Origin of the sequence: Psychrobacter sp. PP-21, assembly GCF_033790785.1 — a bacterium.
Lineage (GTDB): Bacteria > Pseudomonadota > Gammaproteobacteria > Pseudomonadales > Moraxellaceae > Psychrobacter.
This window is the reverse complement of sequence record NZ_JAMYEB010000008.1, coordinates 92,187-115,334: the sequence shown is the minus strand read 5'-3', so window position 1 is coordinate 115,334 and position 23,148 is coordinate 92,187. Positions and strand designations below refer to the sequence as shown.

General features: G+C 42.4%; 23 protein-coding genes. 7 read left to right on the top strand and 16 right to left on the bottom strand.

Features of this window, described 5'->3' with window-relative positions; genetic code table 11:
• The first annotated feature begins 260 nt into the window (after positions 1-260).
• The 3 genes from NJD71_RS08660 (at position 261) to NJD71_RS08650 (ending at position 3,607) form a co-directional block, all read left to right on the top strand.
• Positions 261-413 carry a hypothetical protein gene (locus NJD71_RS08660; RefSeq protein WP_319051570.1) on the top strand — a complete coding sequence of 51 codons (153 nt, stop codon included), beginning with the start codon at positions 261-263 and terminating at the stop codon, positions 411-413.
• A gap of 97 nt (positions 414-510) precedes the next feature.
• Positions 511-2,001 carry a M16 family metallopeptidase gene (locus NJD71_RS08655; protein WP_319051569.1) on the top strand — a complete coding sequence of 497 codons (1,491 nt, stop codon included), beginning with the start codon at positions 511-513 and terminating at the stop codon, positions 1,999-2,001.
• A 67-nt stretch (positions 2,002-2,068) separates the two neighbouring features.
• On the top strand, positions 2,069-3,607 hold the full coding sequence (locus NJD71_RS08650) for a M16 family metallopeptidase (protein WP_319051568.1): 1,539 nt from the start codon (positions 2,069-2,071) through the stop codon (positions 3,605-3,607).
• A gap of 122 nt (positions 3,608-3,729) precedes the next feature.
• Here the strand turns inward: NJD71_RS08650 and NJD71_RS08645 are convergent, their stop codons facing one another.
• Positions 3,730-4,317 (bottom strand): hypothetical protein, encoded by a 588-nt coding sequence (locus tag NJD71_RS08645; protein WP_319051567.1) that lies wholly within the window; start codon positions 4,315-4,317, stop codon positions 3,730-3,732.
• A gap of 239 nt (positions 4,318-4,556) precedes the next feature.
• Entirely contained in the window at positions 4,557-5,492 is a 936-nt protein-coding gene (locus tag NJD71_RS08640) for a D-Ala-D-Ala carboxypeptidase family metallohydrolase (RefSeq protein WP_319051566.1), read from the bottom strand.
• A 313-nt stretch (positions 5,493-5,805) separates the two neighbouring features.
• Between NJD71_RS08640 and rodA the strand changes: the two genes are divergently transcribed.
• Together rodA and NJD71_RS08630 are read left to right on the top strand one after the other, a co-directional pair.
• On the top strand, positions 5,806-6,948 hold the full coding sequence (rodA, locus tag NJD71_RS08635; protein ID WP_319051565.1) for a rod shape-determining protein RodA: 1,143 nt from the start codon (positions 5,806-5,808) through the stop codon (positions 6,946-6,948).
• An 896-nt stretch (positions 6,949-7,844) separates the two neighbouring features.
• Entirely contained in the window at positions 7,845-8,459 is a 615-nt protein-coding gene (locus NJD71_RS08630; protein WP_319051564.1) for a septal ring lytic transglycosylase RlpA family protein, read from the top strand.
• Between the two features lie 143 nt (positions 8,460-8,602).
• Here NJD71_RS08630 and radA read toward each other — a convergent pair whose 3' ends face one another.
• From radA to NJD71_RS08575, 11 genes are all read right to left on the bottom strand, one after another.
• Complete coding sequence (radA, locus tag NJD71_RS08625) at positions 8,603-10,039, bottom strand: DNA repair protein RadA (protein ID WP_319051563.1); 1,437 nt, start codon at positions 10,037-10,039, stop codon at positions 8,603-8,605.
• Between the two features lie 266 nt (positions 10,040-10,305).
• Positions 10,306-11,085: an LPS export ABC transporter ATP-binding protein gene (gene lptB, locus NJD71_RS08620; protein WP_319051562.1), complete on the bottom strand. Its 780-nt coding sequence runs from the start codon at positions 11,083-11,085 to the stop codon at positions 10,306-10,308.
• Positions 11,086-11,173: 88 nt separating this feature from the next.
• Positions 11,174-11,656 (bottom strand): lipopolysaccharide transport periplasmic protein LptA, encoded by a 483-nt coding sequence (lptA, locus tag NJD71_RS08615; RefSeq protein WP_319051574.1) that lies wholly within the window; start codon positions 11,654-11,656, stop codon positions 11,174-11,176.
• Positions 11,657-11,817: 161 nt separating this feature from the next.
• Positions 11,818-12,402 carry an LPS export ABC transporter periplasmic protein LptC gene (gene lptC, locus NJD71_RS08610; RefSeq protein ID WP_319051561.1) on the bottom strand — a complete coding sequence of 195 codons (585 nt, stop codon included), beginning with the start codon at positions 12,400-12,402 and terminating at the stop codon, positions 11,818-11,820.
• Positions 12,399-12,965 carry a KdsC family phosphatase gene (locus tag NJD71_RS08605; RefSeq protein ID WP_319051560.1) on the bottom strand — a complete coding sequence of 189 codons (567 nt, stop codon included), beginning with the start codon at positions 12,963-12,965 and terminating at the stop codon, positions 12,399-12,401. The genes lptC and NJD71_RS08605 overlap by 4 nt, the downstream gene beginning before the upstream one ends.
• A gap of 69 nt (positions 12,966-13,034) precedes the next feature.
• On the bottom strand, positions 13,035-14,027 hold the full coding sequence (locus NJD71_RS08600) for a KpsF/GutQ family sugar-phosphate isomerase (RefSeq protein ID WP_319051559.1): 993 nt from the start codon (positions 14,025-14,027) through the stop codon (positions 13,035-13,037).
• A gap of 223 nt (positions 14,028-14,250) precedes the next feature.
• On the bottom strand, positions 14,251-14,775 hold the full coding sequence (gene hfq, locus NJD71_RS08595; protein ID WP_319051558.1) for an RNA chaperone Hfq: 525 nt from the start codon (positions 14,773-14,775) through the stop codon (positions 14,251-14,253).
• Positions 14,776-15,212: 437 nt separating this feature from the next.
• On the bottom strand, positions 15,213-16,385 hold the full coding sequence (miaA, locus tag NJD71_RS08590; RefSeq protein WP_319051557.1) for a tRNA (adenosine(37)-N6)-dimethylallyltransferase MiaA: 1,173 nt from the start codon (positions 16,383-16,385) through the stop codon (positions 15,213-15,215).
• 52 nt (positions 16,386-16,437) lie between these two features.
• Complete coding sequence (mutL, locus tag NJD71_RS08585) at positions 16,438-18,219, bottom strand: DNA mismatch repair endonuclease MutL (protein WP_319051556.1); 1,782 nt, start codon at positions 18,217-18,219, stop codon at positions 16,438-16,440.
• A 49-nt stretch (positions 18,220-18,268) separates the two neighbouring features.
• On the bottom strand, positions 18,269-18,799 hold the full coding sequence (gene tsaE, locus NJD71_RS08580; RefSeq protein WP_319051555.1) for a tRNA (adenosine(37)-N6)-threonylcarbamoyltransferase complex ATPase subunit type 1 TsaE: 531 nt from the start codon (positions 18,797-18,799) through the stop codon (positions 18,269-18,271).
• Positions 18,799-19,404, bottom strand: coding sequence for a 6-pyruvoyl trahydropterin synthase family protein (locus tag NJD71_RS08575; protein WP_319051554.1), 606 nt, complete (start codon positions 19,402-19,404; stop codon positions 18,799-18,801). Before NJD71_RS08575 ends, tsaE begins: the two co-directional genes overlap by 1 nt.
• Positions 19,405-19,760: 356 nt before the next feature.
• Between NJD71_RS08575 and NJD71_RS08570 the strand changes: the two genes are divergently transcribed.
• Positions 19,761-19,886, top strand: a complete 126-nt coding sequence (locus NJD71_RS08570; protein ID WP_319051553.1) for a hypothetical protein — start codon at positions 19,761-19,763, stop codon at positions 19,884-19,886.
• A 247-nt stretch (positions 19,887-20,133) separates the two neighbouring features.
• Here NJD71_RS08570 and NJD71_RS08565 read toward each other — a convergent pair whose 3' ends face one another.
• Positions 20,134-20,466 (bottom strand): YnfA family protein, encoded by a 333-nt coding sequence (locus NJD71_RS08565; RefSeq protein WP_319051552.1) that lies wholly within the window; start codon positions 20,464-20,466, stop codon positions 20,134-20,136.
• A 6-nt stretch (positions 20,467-20,472) separates the two neighbouring features.
• Complete coding sequence (locus NJD71_RS08560; RefSeq protein ID WP_319051551.1) at positions 20,473-21,285, bottom strand: PhzF family phenazine biosynthesis protein; 813 nt, start codon at positions 21,283-21,285, stop codon at positions 20,473-20,475.
• A 321-nt stretch (positions 21,286-21,606) separates the two neighbouring features.
• Here NJD71_RS08560 and htpX point away from each other — a divergent pair, with 321 nt between their 5' ends.
• Complete coding sequence (gene htpX, locus NJD71_RS08555) at positions 21,607-22,521, top strand: protease HtpX (RefSeq protein WP_319051550.1); 915 nt, start codon at positions 21,607-21,609, stop codon at positions 22,519-22,521.
• An 89-nt stretch (positions 22,522-22,610) separates the two neighbouring features.
• Here htpX and NJD71_RS08550 read toward each other — a convergent pair whose 3' ends face one another.
• Positions 22,611-23,144, bottom strand: coding sequence for a hypothetical protein (locus tag NJD71_RS08550; RefSeq protein WP_319051549.1), 534 nt, complete (start codon positions 23,142-23,144; stop codon positions 22,611-22,613).
• Between the last annotated feature and the right edge of the window lie 4 nt (positions 23,145-23,148).

Genomic DNA, 23,148 nt, shown 5'->3' with positions numbered 1-23,148 from the left:
ACTCATGTCTTTGTTTTTGACACTTTTAATCACTTGTGCTCGAAAATCTGCTGAATAGGTCATTTGTTCTTCTGCTATTTCGCTTGCTTTAAAATGATTGTATCTTATTTAAAAAGAACTGACTATATATTGGCTCCAAAAGTCACTCAAAAATTTTAGAAAGTTTTGCTTAAGGTTTGGACACAAAATTCTGACTTGTAACTGGCTAGACTTCGCCTACTCTACCAAGACTATCAACGACTCTTTATTAGGAAATGCTCATGTCTCTACTCTCTAAGCACTACAAAAGCATCATCAATATCAGTGCGGCTATTTTGTTAACGACAACGGTATTGTCTGTGGCAGGCTGCAGCACCACGCAAGAGTTCAGACCCACAGCTAGTGTCATGGTAGGCACTCAAACCTCTTTATGACGTCCATTATCACTATGACTCCTTAGCACTACGATCCATTATTACTATAACTGTCGTCATTCTCTTTAGTCATCATTTTATATAAGTAGACCATACCATGCCATTGCCTTTACCACTACCGATCAGCCCATTACGTATTGCTTGTGCCTTGGCGATAGCAGCGTCACTGACCGCCTGTCAGACCAGTACGATATCTGCTAGCTCTACAACTACTGCTACTAACTCAGTCGCAGCAATCGGTACAGGGCAACCTACTTCAGACGCAAGTAGAGAGTCAGCACCATCTGCACTGGCAATGGACATGTCAGGTCGACATGAGTATCAGTTAGAAAACGGTCTAAAAGTAGTTATAAAAGAAGACCACCGTGCACCAGTCGCCATGACACAAATCTGGTATCGAGTAGGCTCGGCAGATGAGCCAACTGATAAGGGAGGTATCTCACACGTGCTTGAGCATATGATGTTCAAAGGAACCACTGATGTATCAAGTGACAATTATGAACGGTTGATTGCCAAATTTGGCGGTGTCAACAATGCCTTTACCAGCTATGACTATACGGGGTACTACGAGCTGTTTCCTGCTAACCGCATGCCTTTGGCTTTAGAGCTTGAAGCAGATCGCATGAAAAATCTGACTTTCGATGATAAAGAGTTTGCCAAAGAGCATCAAGTCGTTATGGAGGAGCGCCGTCAACGTACTGATGACAATCCACTTGCCAAAGCTTACGAGTCATTTCGCCTGCTAGCACTACCTGACAGTCCGAAGGGTGAGTCTGTCATTGGACCGATGAGTGAGCTTGAGTCAATCAAACTCTCTGATTTAACAGACTGGTACAAGACATGGTATGCACCCAACAATGCCACTTTGGTCATCGTTGGTGACGTACAACCACAAGATGTGCTCGCGCAAGTCAAACGCTATTTTGGCACGCTTGCACCAAGCGACGTACCTAAACGCAATGCTGTCACTCAAAAGGGCTTTCGAGGGTATCAAAAAGTAGAGTCTGAGCAGGCCGTCCAAGTGCCTGTTCTCTTAATGGGTTACAACGTGCCTAGTTTGGTGACGGCAGGCGCAAATGACGAAAAACAGGCCTATGCCCTCTCCCTTGCTCAAGACGTACTCGACGGTGGTCTATCTGCACGCTTAGAGAGCCGACTGATACGTGAGCAAGGTCTGCTAACTACCGTTGGTACTTCTTATGACTTACTTGATCGCGGCGATGGACTATTCTTAATTCAGGCAACACCGCGTGAAGGTGTCAGCTTAGAGCAAGCGCAGCAAGCCATAACGTCAGAAATAGAAAAGCTCAAAACAGATCCCATTGCTGCCGACGAAATCAGCCGTGCTAAGACCAATACGGTCACAGGCTTGGTTTATGCGCAAGATAGCATGGAGGGACAGGCACGTATGATAGGCTCGCTACAGTCTATTGGTTTAGATGATAGATTGCTTGCCAAGCTACCAACCAAACTCGATAGTATCAGTGTAGATGACATTCAGGCTGCCAGTAAAAAATACTTGGTTAAGAACAACCTTACGGTGATGCATATCGTGCCACCCAAAGAAAAGCAAAACCAAGCAAAGTAATGGCTGCCTATCATCAAGCGTCTAATAAAAATGACGACAAAAACGTATTCTTAATAAGAAGAACATCATGATTCAGAATAAGTATGACTCTCAAGTAAGACAGAAAATATCAAGTGCTAGCTCATTGAAAAAATGGTCATATCTTAGCACCAGCCTCGTACTTGCTTTGGGTATATTGACTACTACCGCTCAAGCTGAGACAACAGGTGCTGAAGATTACCGCGCACCTGCTGCCGTCGATGCCAGTGCGCCTATTGCGGCACTGTCTAAGCTGACTAGTATTGATAACGCCGAACCTCTAAAAGTCACCGTGCCAACAATCCAACAATTCAAGACTAAGGCTGGCGTCCCTGTAAAATTCGTAAAAACCACCGCCTTGCCAATCGTCGATATAGACCTGCGCTTTAACGCTGGTAGTGCGCGTGACGGTAGCATCAACAAAGATGGTTTTGGCATCGCCAACATGACAGCGACAATGCTTGAGCAAGGTACCACGAGTTTAGATGAAAACGCATTCACGCGAGCCGTTGAAACTTTAGGCATCAATTTGAGCAGTAGCGCGTACAAAGACATGTTTATTGTTTCACTACGTAGCTTATCTGATGACGAGCACCTTCTACCGGCTGTTGACTTAATGACGCAGATGGTGAGTGAACCTACGTTTAATGATGATGTTCTAGCACGCAACAAGGCACGACTACTGGTTGGTTTACAGCAGCAAAAACAAGACCCTAACAGCCTTGCAAGCATTGCTTTTAATAATGCATTGTATGGCAACCATCCTTATGCGCACCCCTCGGTCGGTACACTCGAGAGCGTGCCTACCATCCAAAAGCAGCAGTTATTAGACTTCAAAAATCGGTATTTAGTGACAGCAAATGCTTCTATCGCTATGACGGGCAATTTGACATTAGTCCAAGCGAAACGTCTGGCTGAAGAGATCACTACGAAGCTGCCTACAGGACAGGCCGCAGCAGAATTACCTGAACCCACACCCCTTACTACAGCACAGCATATACACATCCCATTCCCAAGTACCCAAACCACTGTCCTAATGGGTCAACTGGGTAGTAAACGTGCAACCGATGCTGTGGCGCAGCAGCAGCAAACCAATTTTGCAGTTGGTAATGAGATCATGGCAGGTAGTGATTTTAATGCGCGATTAATGACTGAGGTTAGACAAAACTTGGGTTATACCTATGGTATTTCAGGTTCAATGAGTCCGATGCTAGCACGAGGCCCTTATCAGATTGGGTTTTCGACGCGCAACGATAAGGCGCGCGCAGCGATCGATGCAAGCTTAGGAGTTATTAATAAGACACTAGAAAAAGGTGTCACTCAGGATGAGATGCGCTTGACAACAGACAACTTAAAAAATAGTTTTCCAATGGGCTTTGCAAGCAACGCAGGTATTAACGGCTTGTTAGGAATGATGAATTTTTATCAATTGCCGAACAATTACTTGGCTGATTATACCAATCGTATTGATCAGGTCACGCTTGTAGAAGTGAATAAAACCATGCGTGATACGCTAAAGCCTGATGATTTTTTGATTGTAACTGTGGGACAAGATGACCCTTGGAAAGATAAACCAGTGAACAAGTAGCTGTTCTGAAAATACATAAAGACAAATTAATAACGTAAGTGATGAGAAACACAAAACACACCGCTCATAACTTACGTTTTAAGACTTAAAACACTGTGCTACAAAGCTCATGGTAGACGTTACTATAAATATGCTTTGTCAGAAATGGTCATTGCAACATCATAACTGAGGTCTTTTGGCTTATGGGTTGCACCGTTGTAGCTCAATCGAATGATGTGCTTGTCATAAGAGGTTACTTGGTAACCTCCGTTAGCGAAATTATGTACCGATGGAACTATCAGTAATGCTTCGATTTGACGATTGTTAGTTGCTACTGAAATACTTTGACCATCTCGCGGGTATAGAAAATAGTCGCAATAGTCGTTCACCATCACTTCTTCAAGACGCTCAATGACCTGACTACCATGCTCTTCTTCTATTAGCTTTGGACAGACATCAGAGCGTTTTGATGCCAAACGTGCATAAGAGTTTTTAATACCGTCTTCAATATTTTTAGAGTTTTTTTCAATATTATTACGGCTGATTGTATTCTTATCTGTGACCGATGAGCGGCTGTCAGAATGCGTTTGTGGGCTGCAGGCACTAACAAGTAATGCGGATAAAAATGCCGTACCTACTAACGCGCCATACATATATCTTGAACGAAAAAAGCTTTGGTTCTTATTATTTGACTGACTGTACTGTTTAAGTGTCGCGCGCTGCTTTGTCATAAACCCTGCTTGTGATAACGTAATCTTCTTCCTTGAAGAGCGACAAGGATACAAAGATAGGTAAGAAAAGTACTATCATTAAAGCATAAACCATAAATACCAAACAAATTTTCAGTGAACTTATGCGTCTAGCTTATCGTTCTATATCTACTTTTATCCTAGAACTTATCAGCGCTATATTATAACGTCTCTATCTACTTTTACCATGTAAATCTAGGTTTTTATCTGCTAATTATTTGCTAGTAACGGCAAGAAGAGCTGCTACTTGCATGGTTGAAGCCCCATTTACGATAACCATCTGTGTCGAGATGGATGGCACCTGTAGAATACAACCCTAGACCGAAGTTATAGGCTTGACCTTGATATTGCCAAAATTGACATAATCCATCTTGCATAGTACTAAGACGCCATAGATTATCTTCATACTCTGGCACCCAAACATCTATCGCACTAGCATTCATATGTTTACTACCATCTGCACCGCCTGCACAGTCATTGAGACCAGGACTGCGGTATACCGAACGTATCTCAGTGCTCGGTGGCAATATCCCTTGGTTTTTTAATTCGCTATATAGATGTAGTGTCGGTACGATATTCGACCACAGCTCTTGCGGTGGCAATTGATAGGGCTCATAACCGCATTTCTGCCAGCTACGCGCTGTGGTCAGTAACTGAGACAATGGCGGTACATTTCGCGCCCCTAAGCGCGAGCTCAGATAGCTTTGGTACTCTGCCACCTGCCTAGCACGGTAACTGTTACTATTGAGCCATGCATTGAAATCCATGCTGGTAAAGTCGTTATAAGCGCTATTATAAGTATTGCTTGCTGTGCTGTAGCTATTATTACTGTAGGTTGTATTGTAGATGGGCTGGCGGCGGTTGATACTGACGCGTTTGCTTTCTTCGATAGATATGCTGGCATCAATATTGAAATCACGCTGCTTTTGTGCAATCAAGCTTTGCATACTATCGCCACCTGATGAGTTTCCCCCATTCGACTTAGTCCCATTCAACATAGTCACGCCGGGACGCTGGTTGGCAACATTATTAGAGGGCGTGATATAGGCATTACTACTGTCACTATTACTCTGACGCACTACGATACGGCGCTCACTATTATCACTTATAATAGCGGCATGTACACTGACACTGCTTGCAAAGACAATTAGTGCCATAATAGACTGGCTAAACTGCCTACGGTTATGGTTGTTTGATTTTATCATTGCAGGAATCTACCGCTAAAAACGTTTTATCGATACTATCAAATTTTCAGCAAGCAGGCTAAACTATCGCCTCTAATCTGAGGCATGCTATTCGTAATTAACACTTATCCTCATAATCTTTATAATTATGTGACTTTATTGCCTAGATGTTAAAAATCGACTCACTGTTTTTTCTATAGTTTTTAATAAAATAGATAAACCACAGTCTTATCAGACATTTTAGACGACGTCTCCCTCTTACCTAATTGCTAGTCAAACTCTGCCTATGTCTTCTAATCCTCAATACCGTTTTTCACGTCAAAGCCATCACCTAGGTCAGGGTCATGCACCGACGCTGTGGCAGCGTATTCATATCGATCCGTGGCTGACCTTGTTATTGCTAACGGTTTGTTGTATTGGCTTGACGATTTTGTATAGCGCGGCCAGTCAGGATGTGGGTATGGTCATACGCCAGATGGTGAGTTACGGTGTGGCTTTCATAGTCATGTTTATTATGGCTCAGATACCGCCCAGTCTCTATCGCACCTTCACGCCTGTATTTTATGTACTAGGACTTATACTATTGGTGCTAGTAGATGTCATCGGTGAGGTGCGTATGGGTGCCCAGCGATGGATTAGAATACCTGGATTTGGCAGTGTGCAACCCTCAGAATTCATGAAACTTGGTATGCCTATGATGTGTGCTTGGTTTTTATCAAAACGTGATCTGCCACCCTCAGCATCCAGTATTGCCATTACCTTGGCGCTCATTATCGTTCCTGTACTATTGATTGCAAAAGAACCGGACCTTGGCACATCACTATTGGTAGCAGCAAGCGGTATCTTTGTGCTGTTCTTAGCGGGGCTATCTTGGCGCCTTATTTCTGCTGCGGTTGTTTTGGCGATACCCTTTATTGCGTTTGCATGGAATTTTTTATTGCATGATTATCAGCGTACGCGAGTATTGACCCTACTCAATCCTGAGGCTGACGTACAAGGCGCCGGATGGAATATCATTCAGTCAAAGACCGCTATTGGTTCAGGTGGTCTTACGGGAAAAGGCTACTTGGAAGGCACACAGTCACATTTGCATTTTTTACCAGAGGGACATACTGACTTTATTATCGCTGCCTTCTCTGAAGAGTTCGGTCTGATGGGCGTCATGCTACTCATGTTTATTTACTCTTGCCTACTAACACGCGCCCTTTATATTGCGCTAACTCACCCTGACGTCTACAGCAGGCTATTAGCAGGTGCTATCGCCATGTCTTTTTTCGTATACATATTCGTTAATGTCGGTATGGTTGGCGGTATTTTGCCTGTCGTTGGTGTCCCTCTACCTTTTATTAGTTATGGTGGTACTGCTATTGTGACTTTGATGGCAGGATTTGGTTTGCTCATGTCCATTCATATGCACAAGTCTGGCTAACCAGTGATAACAATTAGTTTAATACCTTATTAATCAAAAACTTATATGATATAACCAGTGTTTAATACTTGAAATATCTATACAGACATATCATGTAATATTTTGTACTTCGTATACTATATTTCTATGATCTACTACAAATACGTCCTAATACATTGATAGCTTCACGGTCATTAATGTTTTGTTACTTTTAATAAATTGAGCATGATCTGCTCTCAGAAGCATTCTATATTTGGCTCAACATATTATATAAGCTGTTGTTATTTAATTGCTTATGAAATGGATTAGAAAGTAGGGATTTTTCCAACATTAATTGATTGTAAACCAATGCTAAAGTATTTTATTCCTTGTTTTTTATAAAAAATTACGTTAACCTCATTTACTGTACTTCGATACATAACCAGTACATAGCTACTAATAAACTTTGCATTTAATTATATTTAAGTTGTAGCCCGGCCGTATAGTTGTCATCTTGTCGATTTGAGGCTTTCAAATACACTACTTAATTAACGGTTTAACAACAAAGCATCACGTAATCATATTTAAACCACTCATTAATTTAGCGCTATTGGAAAGTTTTTATATCGGACATTTTGTAGATACGACGTATAGTGATATTTACTTTTAAAGCTAGATATAAGTATTTAATAAATATCACTAACTATCATTTGAGCATGACTTAAGTAACATCGAGAGCTTTCACCGTTACTTATGATCATAAAATGAACATTACCATATATGAAAACCTATAAAGGTCTTATCATTAATTGTCAGTAAGCTGACACATTAATAAGAAGACTTCAGAAAATGAGTTACGGTCAGCATGATTTGACATCATCATTTTCGATCTAAAAAATTTAGAGCTAGGTTTTAATGTATAAGCTATAGAGGTATTTATGAATAAGCGTTTATCTGGTTTACTTACTATGTCAGCAGTGTTATTCGCTGGATCTGCAGTTGCTACAAATGTAAATGCTGTAGAAGCTAAAACCTCCCTTGCAATGATTACGCAAGATAACGCCTCCCATATCGATCGTGTACTTGGTGAGCTTAGCCGTCAACATGATGGTGCATCAAGTCTGGTCAAATCAGCACGTCAGCCTACCTCATTAGCGCTTAGCAGCTCTCTATTGGCTAGCGATACGACCCAAGTTACCAATGACGAAGACGTATTAGAACGTCTGACAGCAGTCGCTTCTAATTCAGTGAGCAAGTTCAAGCAAACAGGCCTAGCTTCTTGGTATGGTCGTAAGTTTCATGGTCGCAAAACAGCCAGTGGTGAAACCTTCGATATGAATGCGCTAACAGCAGCGCATCGCTCACTGCCATTGAACTGTTATGTCAAGGTTACTAACAAAACCAATGGCAAAAGCGTTGTCGTAAAAGTTAATGATCGTGGTCCATTCCATGGCAACCGTGTATTAGACTTATCTTACGGTGCTGCCAAAAAACTCGGTATTACGAGTAAAGGTGTGGGTAATGTCGCGATTGAGCGCGTTTCAGGACCTTAGTTTCGAGCCAATGATCTAGCTACTTAGCTGAATCAGCTCTATACAAATCAGACAGATAAAAGCGCCTAGTTCATCATAAGCTAGGCGCTTTTTTGTGGTGGGATATCATCGTGTATAAAGCCAATTATTCTTTTGAATATTGGCTATAATTCAAACGCGCTTTCGATAGCATCGTCAAGACGCTCAACCGCAATCACATTGATTCCTTTGAACTGAGGCGCACCTTTAGCAGGCGCATTGGCTTTTGGAATAATCGCATGCTTAAATCCATGCTTCATCGCTTCTTTCAAACGTTCCTGACCATTAGGTACTGGGCGAATTTCACCAGAGAGACCCACTTCACCAAACACTGCTAATGACGAAGGTAACGGTTTTTCTTTAATACTTGAGGCGCATGCCAGTAGCACCGCTAAGTCAGACCCTGTCTCTATAACTTTGACACCGCCCACAACATTGACATAGACATCTTGTCCACTGGTATGAATCCCGCCATGACGATGCATAACCGCTAGTAGCATCGACAAACGCTGAAAGTCTAATCCTAATGCCATCCGTCTGGGTGAGCCTTGAGAGTCATCAACCAATGCCTGTACTTCTACTAGTAAAGGCCTTGTACCTTCACGGCTAACCATGACCACAGATCCGGCAACAGGCTTATCATAACGACTTAAAAATATAGCTGACGGATTGGCAACTTCTTTTAATCCCATATCAGTCATACCAAAAATCCCTAGCTCATTTACAGCGCCAAAGCGATTTTTGACCGCACGAATCATTCGAAAGCGTGAGTCAGACTGACCTTCAAAGTACAGTACCGTATCAACCATATGCTCAAGCACACGTGGACCTGCTAACGTGCCTTCTTTGGTCACGTGACCGACTAAAAATAGCGCGGTGCCTGTTTGTTTTGCGTAGCGTGTCAAGATAGCAGCAGACTCTCTAATCTGGCTAACACCGCCTGGTGCTGAGTTGATGGCATCGGTATAGATAGTCTGAATAGAGTCAATGATAGCGATGGCTGGCTGCTCTTGAGTCAAAGCGGCACAAATGGTTTCCACGTTGGTCTCTGCCAATACGCGAAGCCTATCAGCAGGTAGTTCTAGGCGCTTAGCGCGCATAGCCACCTGTGCAAGTGACTCCTCACCTGTGACGTATAGTGCACTCCCTGCTAGTGATTCAGCACGCGCCATATTGGTTGCTGTTTGCAACAATATAGTTGATTTACCAATACCAGGATCGCCACCGATCAGCACAACAGAACCAGCTACTAACCCGCCGCCAAGCACTCGATCAAACTCACTGATACCTGTTGGCAAGCGCGTATCTAACGTGACGCTTACTGCATTAAGCGGCATGACTGCGCTATGAGTACCTGAGTAATTACCAGCTGCTGCACCCGTATTACGAGGTGTGGCTCGACTCGGCGTAGACTTGGCACTACTCTTATTATGATGCGGCATGCTGACATTTGGGGCTTCAACCAAACTATTCCATTCGCCGCAATCTGTACACTGCCCTGCCCATTTACCAAAATGCGCACCGCACTCCTGACAAACATAACTACTTTTATTTTTTGCCATAAATAATAAGCCTTATTCAGGTGGTTAATCGAGAATAATCAATGAAGTAACGAGATGTTTTTATAAGCGTTAAAGAGATAAAATACGCAGCCATTGACGTTATCGGCTGTGTTTTATAGGTGAGGTAATGTTCAACGTATAAGTATTATGGTTGCTATTATAGCTATAGAAAATGTGCTTACTACTGGCTTTATGAGTCAGTCCACAATATTAGAGCCAGCAGTCTGTAGAGATATAAGTATGAGAAAAAATATTAGGTTTTTAGACTATACTTGGAAGTCTTTACCTAAGTAGACAGATTTTACCAAATCATTATCCAATACCTCAGATGATGTTCCTTCAGCGATGATTGCACCCTCTGAAACGATATAAGCTTTTTCACAGATGGCCAATGTATCACGAACATTATGGTCAGTGATCAAAACACCGATACCACGGTTTTTCAGTGTTAAGATAACGTCTTTGATGTCACCGACAGAAATAGGATCTACACCTGCAAACGGCTCATCCAATAAGATAAACTTAGGATCAGCTGCCAGTGCACGAGCAATCTCACAGCGGCGACGCTCACCGCCTGATACGCTCATCCCCAGCGATGTACGTACATGTTCTAAATGAAACTCACCAATCAGTTTTTCAAGCTCCTGCTGCTGCTCAGCTTTACTTAACGCTGTACGAGTTTGCAGGATGGCTAATATGTTGTCTTCGATAGAGAGCTTGCGAAATATCGATGCTTCTTGAGGCAAATATCCAATGCCAGCACGAGCACGCTCATGCATAGCATATTTGGATAAGTCCATTTTCCCAAGAGTGACGCGGCCCTTATCCATGTTGACCAATCCGACTACCATATAAAAACTGGTGGTTTTACCTGCCCCATTAGGACCTAATAGCCCGACAACTTGGCCCTGCTCAACAGAAAACGAGACGTCTTTAACGACCCAGCGCTTACCATAACGTTTGCCTAAGTTTTGCATCGTCAATCGAGCGACAGGTGCCGTATTGGTATTCAATACTGAAGGGTTTGTATTTTTATTATCGCTCATAGCTCACTCTTACTTTCACAAAATTCAAGCACTGCCATTGCCTTGTTCAGCTGCTCAGATTTTAATCTTACGACCATATTGGCATGGACTAACGTACACCGCTTTGGCTAGTATTGTTGTTAGGCGGGAACACGAGCTCTACTCGTTGATTACCACCAGCAGTTGCTTCGACATCGCCAGCTTTTAAGCTATAACGAATTACATTACCAGCAAAACTTGCCCCATTCTGTACCAGTTTAGCATTTCCTGTTAGCGTGATGATGCCGGATACTGCATTGTAATCAATCTTATTGGCTTGACCTTTGGCCAGTCCTTTTTCTTGCGTGACCACTTGCTGCATAGTGGCTGGACGACCTGTTGCTACCGCTGAGTTGATACTACGTTGCTGAGAGAGATTGACAGTGATGTTATCAGCAGTCATCTTAAATGTACCCTGAGTAATGATGACATTACCTGAATAACTGGTGACGCCAGTACGCTCACTATAAGTAGCCTTGTCCGCTAGCAACTTTATTTGTTGATTGGCATCTGATGGCAGTGCATGACTATATAACGGTAGCGCTAATAGCATAACTACTGGCACGGTACGTAAGTTGTGTAAGCAGCGTGATGATGCACGTAAAGCAGGCAAAAATTTAGATTTCATATAATGGCTCATTTCATAATTCGTGATAGAAATTGCAAACGTCATGCTAGCTGCTATTTTCACATAATGGATAAAAAGGTTATGGGTTAAAACAATGCTTTATCTTGACGATTAGCTGGCGTAAAAGCGACCGCGACTTGACCAAATTCATACTCACCTGTTTCAAGATTGGCTGTCATACTAGACGCTTCAAAGCGGTTCATGCCTTGTTCGATTTGGACGGGTTCTTCACTGTAGACTTGACCTGACTTTGTATTGCCTTTTAGCGTAGTCCCCGTCACTTTTATCGGCTCGATATCGGATGCGTCTTTATTCCCTTCGCTCACCAATGTAAAACCACCTGACAGGCTTAACTCCCCTGTCTGTTGACTGATAGCGGCAGTGCCCGCTTGAATACGATAACGCTGTTCTGTTGATGGCTCCCAATTCATCGTGATACCTGACATCTCATCTTGATCGGTTTCAGGATTATGAGTTAAAGACTCAGCAGTAAGCTCATACTCAGTTTCGCCTTCATCATTCGTTTGGACTGCTTTGATGTCAGTGGCTTCATAATCGACATCTGTCGTTTCAATATTGACTGGCGGCGTTACGTCGCCCTGCTGCTGAAAAAACCAACCAGCAATGCCTGCAATGATTAATGCTAGTACAATTAAAACACGTGTATTCACGACTGTTTATCCTGAGTTTGAGCTTCATCAAGCGTATAGCTCGCGATAAAGTCTTGATAATGTCCATGTCCTTTTAAGATAAGGTCACATATCTCACGTACTGCACCAGTACCACCCGCTCTAGTGGTTACCATATCGCTACGCTTAATGACCTCTGCATGCGCGTTTGGCACTGTTGCAGCAAATCCCACCGTCTGCATCGCTTTGATATCTGGTAAATCATCACCCATATAAGCACAGTCGTCAGCAGTAATGTTAAGTTCAGGATCTAGAGACGATAGCAACTCGTTCAACGCAATGAGCTTGTCATCACGTCCTTGTACCACATGGTTAACACCCATCTCTGCAGCTCGTTTATTTACCATCGCACTACTACGACCAGTAATAATAGCGGTCAAAATACCATAACGCGCGAGAGACTTAACACCTACGCCATCATGCACCGAAAATGCTTTGGTCTCGATACCATTAGCATCATAGATGATTTGACCGTTGGATAAAATCCCATCGACATCCATAACCAATAGCTTTACTTGTCCAGCTTTTTTTATTAAGTCTTGCATTATTTTTCTCATCCTGACGGCTGTGTTACTGAGTATTTTATCTTATCGTATCATCAACGATCGATAATACTACTTAACACCAGCTTGTAATAAATCATGTACGGTAATAATTGCTTCTAGATGGTCTTCATCATCGATAATCAGTAATTGACTGATACCATTTTCATTCATGACGCTCAAAGCATCCGATGCACGCATGCTCTTGTTAGCACGGCGTGGGTTGCTGACCATTACTTCATGCATAGGTGTTTGTAGATCAATGCCTTTTTCTAAGCCGCGGCGTAAATCACCATCAGTGAATACGCCAACAACTTTATCACTATCATCAGTCACTACCGTCATACCTAAGCGTCCAGCAGACATTGTAAATAGCGCTTGCTGTAATGGTGCTTGCTGATCGATTAGCGGTAGGTCTTCTGATTTGGTATGCATCAAGTCTGCGACACGCGTTAATAACTGACGACCCAAGGCACCAGCTGGATGCGATAGTGCAAAGTCCTCAGACGTGAAATTTCGCGCATGTACTAAAGCCACCGCTAGAGCATCGCCAAGTGCTAAGGTAGCGGTCGTGCTCGACGTAGGTGCAAGGTTGAGTGGGCAAGCTTCTTGTGACTGACCCAGCGTCAGCACAATATCAGCGGCGCGTGGTAGCATACCGCGCTTATCACGACTGATACTGATTAGGGGTATGTTAAGGTGCTTGACCACTGGCAAAAGCATTTTGATCTCATCAGACTCACCAGAGTTTGAAATAGCAAGCAGCACATCACCTTTTACGAGCATACCCAAATCGCCATGTCCAGCTTCACCAGGATGCATGAAAAAAGAAGGCGTACCAGTCGATGCAAAAGTCGCTGCTATTTTACGTCCAATCAATCCTGACTTACCCATGCCAGTGACTACAACGCGACCCTGACAAGCCAAAATAATATCGCATGCTTGTGCAAACCTATCATCGATCTGCTCTGTCAGTAACCCTAATGCGGATATCTCGGTATTGATCGCTTCGATAGCAGTAGTAATGAATTGCTCATGGGTCAAATTATTTTTAGTATCACTCATGAATCTGCTCTATTTTTATGGTGAATCAGTATAGTATTTTACTATACTCTGCTTCATATTAATAATGGTCTACAAGATTTATAATACTGTCACAGTCTAATAGCTTTCCTAACAGCCATGAACCTGTTGATATAAAAAAAACCCACTATCGTAGCAGGTCTTCAATGGATACATTATAGCTTGATAGTGTATTTTAGGCAGCACACTAAGATCATATAGCTATTTAGTTGTTGCTGTCATTTGATCCATCATCTGGCTTGTTTTCAAAGCCTGTATTGTCTGTTGATGCATCAAAGCCACGATCCTGACCAAAGCCGCCGCGCTCAAAACCGCGTTCCTGACCTTGACCAAAGCTACCACGTTCAAACCCACGTTCTTGACCTTGGCTAAAACCACCGCGGTTGAACCCACTGCGGTTAGAAGCAAAACCGCGTTCGTCAAACCCACCAGCAGAATTGCTACCACGTTCAAACCCACCGCCTTGATAGCCAGCTGGTGCCGCACTTTGAGGTTGTGTAGTAGAGCCTGTCGTTGTACTGCTACGTGGATTGCGTGCAGGTACAACTGTTGAGATTGCGTGTTTATATACCATTTGGCTGACAGTGTTTTTTAGAAGTACAACATACTGATCGAATGATTCAATTTGACCTTGCAACTTAATGCCATTGACCAAAAAAATAGAGACAGGAATGCGATCTTTGCGCAGTGAGTTCAAGAATGGATCTTGTAAAGTTTGTCCTTTTGACATGAAATCTCTCCTAAATATTATATAGTTATGTTTTGGATGCCAATTATTCTAAGTGTCAATTTAATTATAATGGCTAAAAGGTAGATACAATGGTATTTTTTCTTTGTAAAACGTATCTAAATCAATATTGGTTGCTCTTAAGTGATTCCACTTTATCGCGAATACATTGTTATTGTAAATAAGTAAGTAACTACTTGTTTCATTAATTATTTTTATCTACAAAAGTCAGTTATTACTGGTTTGTGGCGTAGAAACTTGGCAAGAAGCATTGTGCCTTGCTCCATTTTCAGCCAATTCAAGGTATAACAGCTATCTATGCTAGTTTTTGAAACTAATTGTGATTACTTTCTTATACATACGTGGTATTCGTTATAGTAGTCAATCGTACATATGATATGCGCACAATAAATTAACAGTCAAAAATTATATTTATATATCTATTTGTATAAGTAATCTCTTGCTTGCGCCATTGTAGCAAATGTTTGCAACACTATATTACTATCAACAAGTTCGGTAGTGGGGTCACAACCTACTGCGTTATCTAACGAAGTATTAGGCAACTGCATAACTTTTCGTAACCATGTGTACTGACGCTTGGCCAGCTGTCTCGTAGCATATAATGCCTTATTTTGCATTTCCTGACAAGCAAGTGCCTCAGCCTCGTGAGTTGTTGGCATTGACTGAGCAGTTGATTGCATCATGCTATATTGCGATTTGTTTTCTCTGGTTAGACTATCATTCTCTTCAAAAGCGTCATAAAACTGAGCTTTATCTAAGTGCGGTTTATCAAATATCTCATGATCAATATGAACCAAATACTCTAATACTTGTCGATAGCCGACGCAGCGCATCGAGGGCATGTTAGGTGTCAACGAATATTTCTCAAGTAAGCCAATAACCTCAGTTACTAGCCCATCATTCCACATAATATCTAGACGTTGTTCAATACGTGCGTGCAGCCATGGACGGTCAGGCATAACCGATAACGCATACCACTGCTGAGCTGGATTATGTGCCAGCGCTTGTTTTGGTTGACGCTGCCACTCACTTATCGGCTTATTTGTCTGCAAATAGACTTCAATCGCGCGGGTAATACGCTGGGTATCAGTAGCGTTCAAACGCTCATAACTTATCGGGTCGATGTTACCCAGATAGTCATACAGTGCCGAAATCCCCTCTTGCTGGCGCCATTGTTCGACGCGCGCACGTACACTATCATCACTATCAGGCACTGGAGATAACCCATCGAGTAATGCCATGTAATACATCATTGTACCACCTACCAACAGCGGTATCTTTTTGCGCTCATGACACTCATCAATAAGGCGTGCCACATCAGTGACAAATTCAGCAACGCTATAGCTTTGTGTAGGGTCAATGATGTCAACTAAATGATGAGGATAGCGTGCCAGCTCAGCCGCTGTTGGCTTGGCCGTACCAATGTTCATGTCACGATATATGAGTGCTGAGTCTACCGAAATCAGCTCATAACGCCCCGTATCGTATAGCTCATATGCCAATGCTGTTTTGCCGCTAGCGGTTGGTGCCATTAGACACACTACACTGTTATCCGGCAAGTTTTGAGATACGTTATCAGACGAGGAATGCATGGCGTTGTCTTTAGTCAAGTGAGGGTGGCAAAAGTGAAGCTCAGTTTAACAGCTATGATTTTGAAGATAGCATCAACGCTACTAGACGGCTGCTGTCTATGACTTTGAGCGAACTATTTTTTAGTATCTCAGTGAGATCGGTCTCAAACATTATAGAGTCCTGTGCAGACATTTGAGAGTTGAGCTCATTGAGTTGTTGATTGATATCGCTAGCACTGTTTGGCATTTGATTTTGATTAAATGCTTTGCTATCGAATAATTGCGATTCAAATAATTGATTCACCTTGGACTGCCAGTCTTTGACACTTACTAATAGACATTGACCTTGGTTGTAGAATAGCAACCAAGGCAATGTACTGTCATCTATGTTCGAGTTAATAGACGTAGCGGTTACCACGTTACCCAAACCAGTCACGATATCTAAGCAAACTGGTAATGAAAATGCGCGCAGTTTCATTTCAGCAGAATAATGTGGAGCGTCACTATTATTTTGATCTGTTGAATCACTAATGTGAGAATGTGTTGATTTTTGAGAGGATGTTTCTATTGGGTTTGATCTTGTTGGATCTGACTGATAGGACTGCCTAACAGACTGTACTTGCGGGCGACGTCTGTGAGTATCTGTAGGCTGAGTACTCGATGTGAACATTTCAGACGAGCGACCTGTAAGTGAGCCACCCATCAAAGCATTACCATCTGGTAGCTCTGAGCAAACCTCTTCAGCAGTATCAACCATCGGCGTAGATGTGGTCTTGACCGTCTCAATCGTTTTCAACTGAGTGCGGATCGTATGGCTCAAATGCGCCATGATGTTGTTAAGTGGGCTTATTTTGATACGCTGTTTCGATGGATGAACATTGATATTTAACCACTGGGTTGGCAATTCAAAATAAAGCGCGTAACCCACACCTGCCAGCTGGGCACTCTGAGTCAGTTGACGCATCTGGTTGCTGATCAAGGCCTCTTTTACCAACCTACCATTCACATAAATAAGCTTCGGCAGAGCCGTTTGCTCATGATGCATCGGCCACAGCCAGCCGCTAATCGAGGCTTGGTTTGTTGCCATATTATCGTACGCTATGGGCTGTTGTATAAGGCTCGATAAATCTATCGATATGTTGAGTGCATCATCCGTCAGCGCCATACCAGTGGCTTGCTCTAAACGTGATAGTGGCAAACGTTTATTATCACTACTACTGTGGTTGCTTGCAGAGAGCGATAACCGTTTTTTATTATCATGACATAGTGTTAGCGCAACATCAGCTCGTGCTAGTGCAACGTCGCGAACAATCGTCTCGATATGACCAAACTCAGTCGCAATAGATTTCAGATTACCACGGCGGGCAGGCACATTAAAGTATAGATCTTTTACTACAATGGTTGTACCACGATTATGCACGATTGGCATCAGTTTTGGCGTATCATCCAGCACGCCAGCGACCTGTAATTGACGACCAATGCCACTATCATCATGGCTACTCGTCAAACTTAAACGAGAGACAGCAGCCATCGCCGCCAATGCTTCACCGCGAAAACCTAGTGTTGTAATACCGTGCAAGTTAGCAACATCAGCGACTTTGCTAGTAGCATGACGCGTGATAGCCATGACCATATCGTCAGGATGTATACCTGTGCCATTATCTACCACTTCTATCGTACCCATACCGCCTTGGGTGATACTCACGTCAATATTGGTCGCGCCTGCATCAATGGCATTTTCAAGCAGCTCTTTGACTACTGCGGCTGGACGCGTCACGACCTCACCTGCTGCTAGTTGATTGATCAGCAGCGGTGATAGTTTTTTGATACGGATATAGGAATGGCTATCTGGCATTATTGACTGTCATGTTTTGGAAAGTTTGGAGCGCATTGGTAAGCATTGTTTAGATTTGCAAGTTTGTTAGATCTACACCTTGTGCTTGTCCTGTCTTCGATAATCGCAGTATCACTTGGCGGGCATCATTATCGGTATCATCGCTTTCGTCTTGAGTCATATCGATATATAAAGCTGGCAATGGTAGATAGCCATCAGCACGGCTTGCCCATTCGATAATAACGAGCGCTTCAGGCTCATCTAGATATTCATCAAACCCAATAAAAGAAAGCTCTTCTGGATCTTGAAGACGATATAGGTCTGCATGATACACAGGCTTGGTTGTACCGTTATTTTGCTCAACACTATAAGGCTCAACCAACGTGTAGGTGGGACTTTTTACGGCACCGGTATGACCAAGCGCCTGTAACCAATAGCGAGTTAAGGTGGTTTTGCCAGCGCCCAAGTCCCCTGCCAGCCATACACCACCCGCTAGTGGCAATGCTGCTAATTGCTTAGCCAATGACTGGGTATCTTGCTCAGAGTTCAGTATCAGCGTTTGCACAGTGCAACTATTTTTTATTGATTGGTCGTTATGCATTAGTCTGAACCTGCCTGTACTTGCATCGTCACCGTTGGATTAGTAAAGCTTTCACCGCGAATCAGCTTGGCATACAGATCAGAGTCGGTCCATTCAGTACGAACTTGCTCACTAAATTCAAAGTCCTCTAAAACCAGCTTACCCATTTGCTCGTTTGTCACATCGTCAGCGAAACACTGCGCGTACCCTGTCGCCGTCTCATGAGCAATCACTGAATAAACACTAACATCTGCTTCGCCATTTTGCATTTGCGTCTGGCGCAGTATTTCTTGCGCCCAGAAAAATATCACACGTGAGAACTGTTCTGCCGATGGAGATACTGGCAGACTTATCCAGCGCGCGCTGAATTTTTTACACGCTGCAACATACTCAGGATCGTCTTTGTTCCAAAAACAAATCGCATGGTCAAAGCTGTCGATAATGTCTTTAATAGAAGATTTTAGCAGCCCAAAATCATAAACCATTTGCCCATGATCTAAACGATTAGCCTCTAAAATAAGCTCAATCTGATAGCTATGACCATGGATTGAGTGTTTGCAACGCTCAGAGCTACAATTACGAACAATGTGAGCATTTTCGAATTTAAACAGTTTACGTATACGCATAATAGGGTGACCAAAACAGTGAGCACGATGGTGCTAAATGTTAATAAATAAGAGTTTGCCGCGTTTATTCATCGGCTTTTAGCCATTATAGCAAATCGCTATGTATCCGTAAGTAAGCACTTATAAATACCATGATTGATTGAACAAATTAGCTGTAATATGATTTAGCTAACACAATGATTTTACTAAATAAAGTAAAAGGAATAAATCGTAGGCGAATTGTGCGAGTGCTATCTATTACTAACGCTTAAGCCTATACTCGATTGGGTAAGCGACTATGTTAGTCGTCACCATACTTACTTTGAGTCAGCTCAATTGGCTTAACGGGTGTATGCGTTATCTACAAAGGAGTTACCATGAGTAAGGGTCAAGACAGTAAGAAGAACGTCAAAAAGAAGCCGCTTTTAACAGCTAAAGAGAAAAAAGCCGCCAAACAAGCTAAGAAAGACGGCAATAATGGCAGTATCCTAGGCAAGCACTAATTTTATATATAGATACTAATCATATAGAACGGTTCATCAAATCTAATCATTTGACGAACCGTTTTTTATTAGTGGCTATTTACTAACTAGGGTGTGTCTTCATTTTAAAAATGGTCATAAAAATGAGACAAATTGCCATCAAACAAGGAAAATAGTCTCGATAATATCCAGCTATTTGACGCGGTTTGGCAAAATTTAGTCATTTTTAGTCCATTTAGACGACCATCGATTGAATTGAAGACATACCCTAGGCACTACGCGGCGCAAACATAATGATCGCCATACCAAGTAGCGCGACCACAGCACCTATTATGTCCCATGAAGTCGGACGAATACCATCGACAGCCCATAACCATAGTATTGCCATAAAAACATACACACCGCCATAGGCTGCATAAACCCTACCTGCAGCGGTCGGATGTAATGACAGCAGCCAAACAAAAGCGACCAAACTCAGCGCGCCAGGTATCAGCAGCCAGATTGACTTGCTTTCTCGCAGCCACAGATAAGGCAGATAACACCCTGCAATCTCAGCCAATGCGGTCAGCGCAAACAGGCTAACGGTCTTCAGTTCTGTCAAACGTATCTACTCCTCAACGGTGATAAATCCAGTAAGATAAGGTACAGCATTGCCAGAAATAAGCACTCTATCCCCTGTTACGGTACAGTCAAGCACGCCGCCGCGACTGGATGCTTGATAGGCAATCAATTCGCTTTTGCCCAAGCGCTCTGCCCACAAAGGTGCAAGCCCAGTATGAGCCGAACCAGTTACCGGGTCTTCGTCACCGCCATTTGCTGGCCAAAAGTATCTAGAGACAAAATCATAATCCTGATAATTTTCTGAGGTTGCCTCACAAGTTACCACCACATCGTAAGGTGCTAGCTGCTTCAATTTGTCATTATCACGCACAACATTTAATACATCAGTTTCAGAGTCATAGATAACAAAATACGCTTGAGTATTGCGATAGACTTCAGCAGGCATAATAGAAAGCCCTGCCAATAAGCTATCAGGAATCTCATCAATTTTTTCAGGCATTCTACTAGGAAAATCCATTTGTATCTTGCCTGATTCTGTTTGGACAATGGTAAGTATACCAACTGCTTTGGCTGAAAAGTTAATCGACTGTACGTTTGGGTTTTTGTTAAAAAGCACAAAGGCAGACGCTAAGGTTGCATGACCACAGAAGTCAATTTCAGTCAGTGGTGAAAACCAACGAATATGATAAAAACCTTTGTCATCAACAACGATAAAAGCCGTTTCAGACAAGTTATTTTCAGACGCAATAGACTGCATCAAAGCATCATCTAACCATTCATCTGTCACAATAACCGCAGCGGAATTGCCTTTAAACAAAGTGTCAGTGAAGGCGTCTATAATATTTATTTCTAGTTGCATGGGATGTTCTCATTTTTTTAATTTTTAAAGATTAACCTTGGTCATCATTATCTTCGGAGAAATCAAAATAAGAAATAGTTGACCAAAACTTAATACTTAGATCAATAGGCAATAGTTTCGGTGATGTTGTACTGTAGCTAACCAGTCTTGGCAACGAGCTAATATACCTAGATTGTTGGGACAACATAATTATTTTAGCACTTTGACATTATTAAAATGGTATGACAGATAAAACCACAGTAAAATCTATCATAACAAACAAACCTCTTAGATAACCGTCTATCTAGGCCATACCAACACTTTAAATAGGAAATCAGCCTCATGATGCGCATTGGATTGTTCTTATTAACCAACTTGGCCGTGATCGTAGTTTTTAGCATTGTGTTTGGGATACTGTCCAGATTTTTTGGGATTGGCGGTGTATACACGGCAGGTGGGCTAAACTATGTCAGTCTTGCTGTTATGTGCGGTATCTACGGTATGGTTGGCTCGATGGTGTCACTCTTTATATCAAAGTGGATGGCTAAAAAATCCACGGGTACAGTAGTCATAGAATCGCCACGCACCGCTACTGAACAGTGGCTAGTCGATACAGTAGCAAAACAAGCGCAAGCCGTAAATATCGGTATGCCTGAGGTTGGTATTTTTAATAATTCGCAGCCAAACGCGTTTGCAACTGGCTGGAATAAGAATAAAGCACTAGTAGCAGTGTCGTCTGGTCTACTACAAAATATGAATCAAGATGAAGTCGAGGCCGTATTGGCGCATGAGATTGGTCATGTGGCTAACGGCGATATGGTAACCCTTGCGCTCATTCAAGGCGTGGTCAATGCGTTTGTGATGTTCTTTGCGCGCATTATCGGTAGCTTTGTGGATCGTACTGTGTTCAAAAACACCAGTGATCGCCCCGGTATCGGTTACTTTATCACCAGTATTGTGATGGATATTTTGCTTGGATTTTTGGCGTCTGCCATCGTGATGTGGTTCTCACGCTTACGTGAATTCCGTGCGGATCAAATGGGGGCCAAACTTGCCAGCCGCGAAAAAATGATCAGTGCGCTTGACGCATTGCGTCCTTCTGCACAGCGACCAGATCAAATGCCTGAGAGTATGAAAGCGTTTGCAATCTCATCTGGACAATCTCAAGGCTTTAGTATTGCCAATTTATTTCGCTCACACCCCACGCTAGATGATCGTATTGCGGCGTTGAGAGAATATAATCCTAATCAAGACTAACTTGGGTTACTGTTTTATGATGTACTTTGGGCGTAATTTTTAGAATGACTGGTTGTCTATAAGTTGCGCCATAGTATGGGCAACAAAAATCATAATACTCCTGTAAGAAGTTCTCCAGTCTTTGAATCTCTTGTGATTTTCAACTTAGATGGATAATCATTGCCAACTAAATTAAGTATATGTACAAGCACTTCTACTGTTATAAAAAATATTTTTTTATTTTTATCTCGATCAGAGGTAAAGTAACAACAGGAAAGCCCTACACCATCCTCTATAACCACTTCAAATATATAGCTATGCACAAACTGGTTGCACAAAAATCTGAGATTTTTTGTTTCAACCCTTATATCACCTAAGTCGTATAGTTCGTTCATCTTGTGACTGTTGAGCATAGTCACGTTTTTCAAATTAGGACTCCAATTAAGATTTATTTTCAGTTCTCTAGTAGAGTCACTTATTTTGGGAGTATCCATCAACTTTCTAATAGAATAAAAACTAACGAAAATATCTTTTTCGATTTCAACTAAATCTTTTAGTTTTATATCTTTTAATTTTGAATATCTTTCTAAATTATTTGCACAGTCTAGAAGGGATTGCTTCCAGTAGTAAGATTCTGAGATCAAATTA

What these genes read in the sequence shown, in the direction of transcription:
- NJD71_RS08605 (WP_319051560.1), bottom strand. Translation starts at nt 12,965, where the DNA reads ATGCAAGACTTAATAAAAAAAGCTGGACAAGTAAAGCTATTGGTTATG.
- tsaE (WP_319051555.1), bottom strand. Translation starts at nt 18,799, where the DNA reads ATGCATAACGACCAATCAATAAAAAATAGTTGCACTGTGCAAACGCTG.
- NJD71_RS08630 (WP_319051564.1), top strand. Translation starts at nt 7,845, where the DNA reads ATGAATAAGCGTTTATCTGGTTTACTTACTATGTCAGCAGTGTTATTC.
- NJD71_RS08655 (WP_319051569.1), top strand. Translation starts at nt 511, where the DNA reads ATGCCATTGCCTTTACCACTACCGATCAGCCCATTACGTATTGCTTGT.
- hfq (WP_319051558.1), bottom strand. Translation starts at nt 14,775, where the DNA reads ATGTCAAAAGGACAAACTTTACAAGATCCATTCTTGAACTCACTGCGC.
- NJD71_RS08560 (WP_319051551.1), bottom strand. Translation starts at nt 21,285, where the DNA reads ATGCAACTAGAAATAAATATTATAGACGCCTTCACTGACACTTTGTTT.
- NJD71_RS08645 (WP_319051567.1), bottom strand. Translation starts at nt 4,317, where the DNA reads ATGACAAAGCAGCGCGCGACACTTAAACAGTACAGTCAGTCAAATAAT.
- radA (WP_319051563.1), bottom strand. Translation starts at nt 10,039, where the DNA reads ATGGCAAAAAATAAAAGTAGTTATGTTTGTCAGGAGTGCGGTGCGCAT.
- NJD71_RS08575 (WP_319051554.1), bottom strand. Translation starts at nt 19,404, where the DNA reads ATGCGTATACGTAAACTGTTTAAATTCGAAAATGCTCACATTGTTCGT.
- NJD71_RS08570 (WP_319051553.1), top strand. Translation starts at nt 19,761, where the DNA reads ATGAGTAAGGGTCAAGACAGTAAGAAGAACGTCAAAAAGAAGCCGCTT.
- NJD71_RS08660 (WP_319051570.1), top strand. Translation starts at nt 261, where the DNA reads ATGTCTCTACTCTCTAAGCACTACAAAAGCATCATCAATATCAGTGCG.
- rodA (WP_319051565.1), top strand. Translation starts at nt 5,806, where the DNA reads ATGTCTTCTAATCCTCAATACCGTTTTTCACGTCAAAGCCATCACCTA.
- NJD71_RS08650 (WP_319051568.1), top strand. Translation starts at nt 2,069, where the DNA reads ATGATTCAGAATAAGTATGACTCTCAAGTAAGACAGAAAATATCAAGT.
- lptB (WP_319051562.1), bottom strand. Translation starts at nt 11,085, where the DNA reads ATGAGCGATAATAAAAATACAAACCCTTCAGTATTGAATACCAATACG.
- lptA (WP_319051574.1), bottom strand. Translation starts at nt 11,656, where the DNA reads ATGCTATTAGCGCTACCGTTATATAGTCATGCACTGCCATCAGATGCC.
- mutL (WP_319051556.1), bottom strand. Translation starts at nt 18,219, where the DNA reads ATGCCAGATAGCCATTCCTATATCCGTATCAAAAAACTATCACCGCTG.
- htpX (WP_319051550.1), top strand. Translation starts at nt 21,607, where the DNA reads ATGATGCGCATTGGATTGTTCTTATTAACCAACTTGGCCGTGATCGTA.
- NJD71_RS08640 (WP_319051566.1), bottom strand. Translation starts at nt 5,492, where the DNA reads ATGGCACTAATTGTCTTTGCAAGCAGTGTCAGTGTACATGCCGCTATT.
- miaA (WP_319051557.1), bottom strand. Translation starts at nt 16,385, where the DNA reads ATGCATTCCTCGTCTGATAACGTATCTCAAAACTTGCCGGATAACAGT.
- NJD71_RS08600 (WP_319051559.1), bottom strand. Translation starts at nt 14,027, where the DNA reads ATGAGTGATACTAAAAATAATTTGACCCATGAGCAATTCATTACTACT.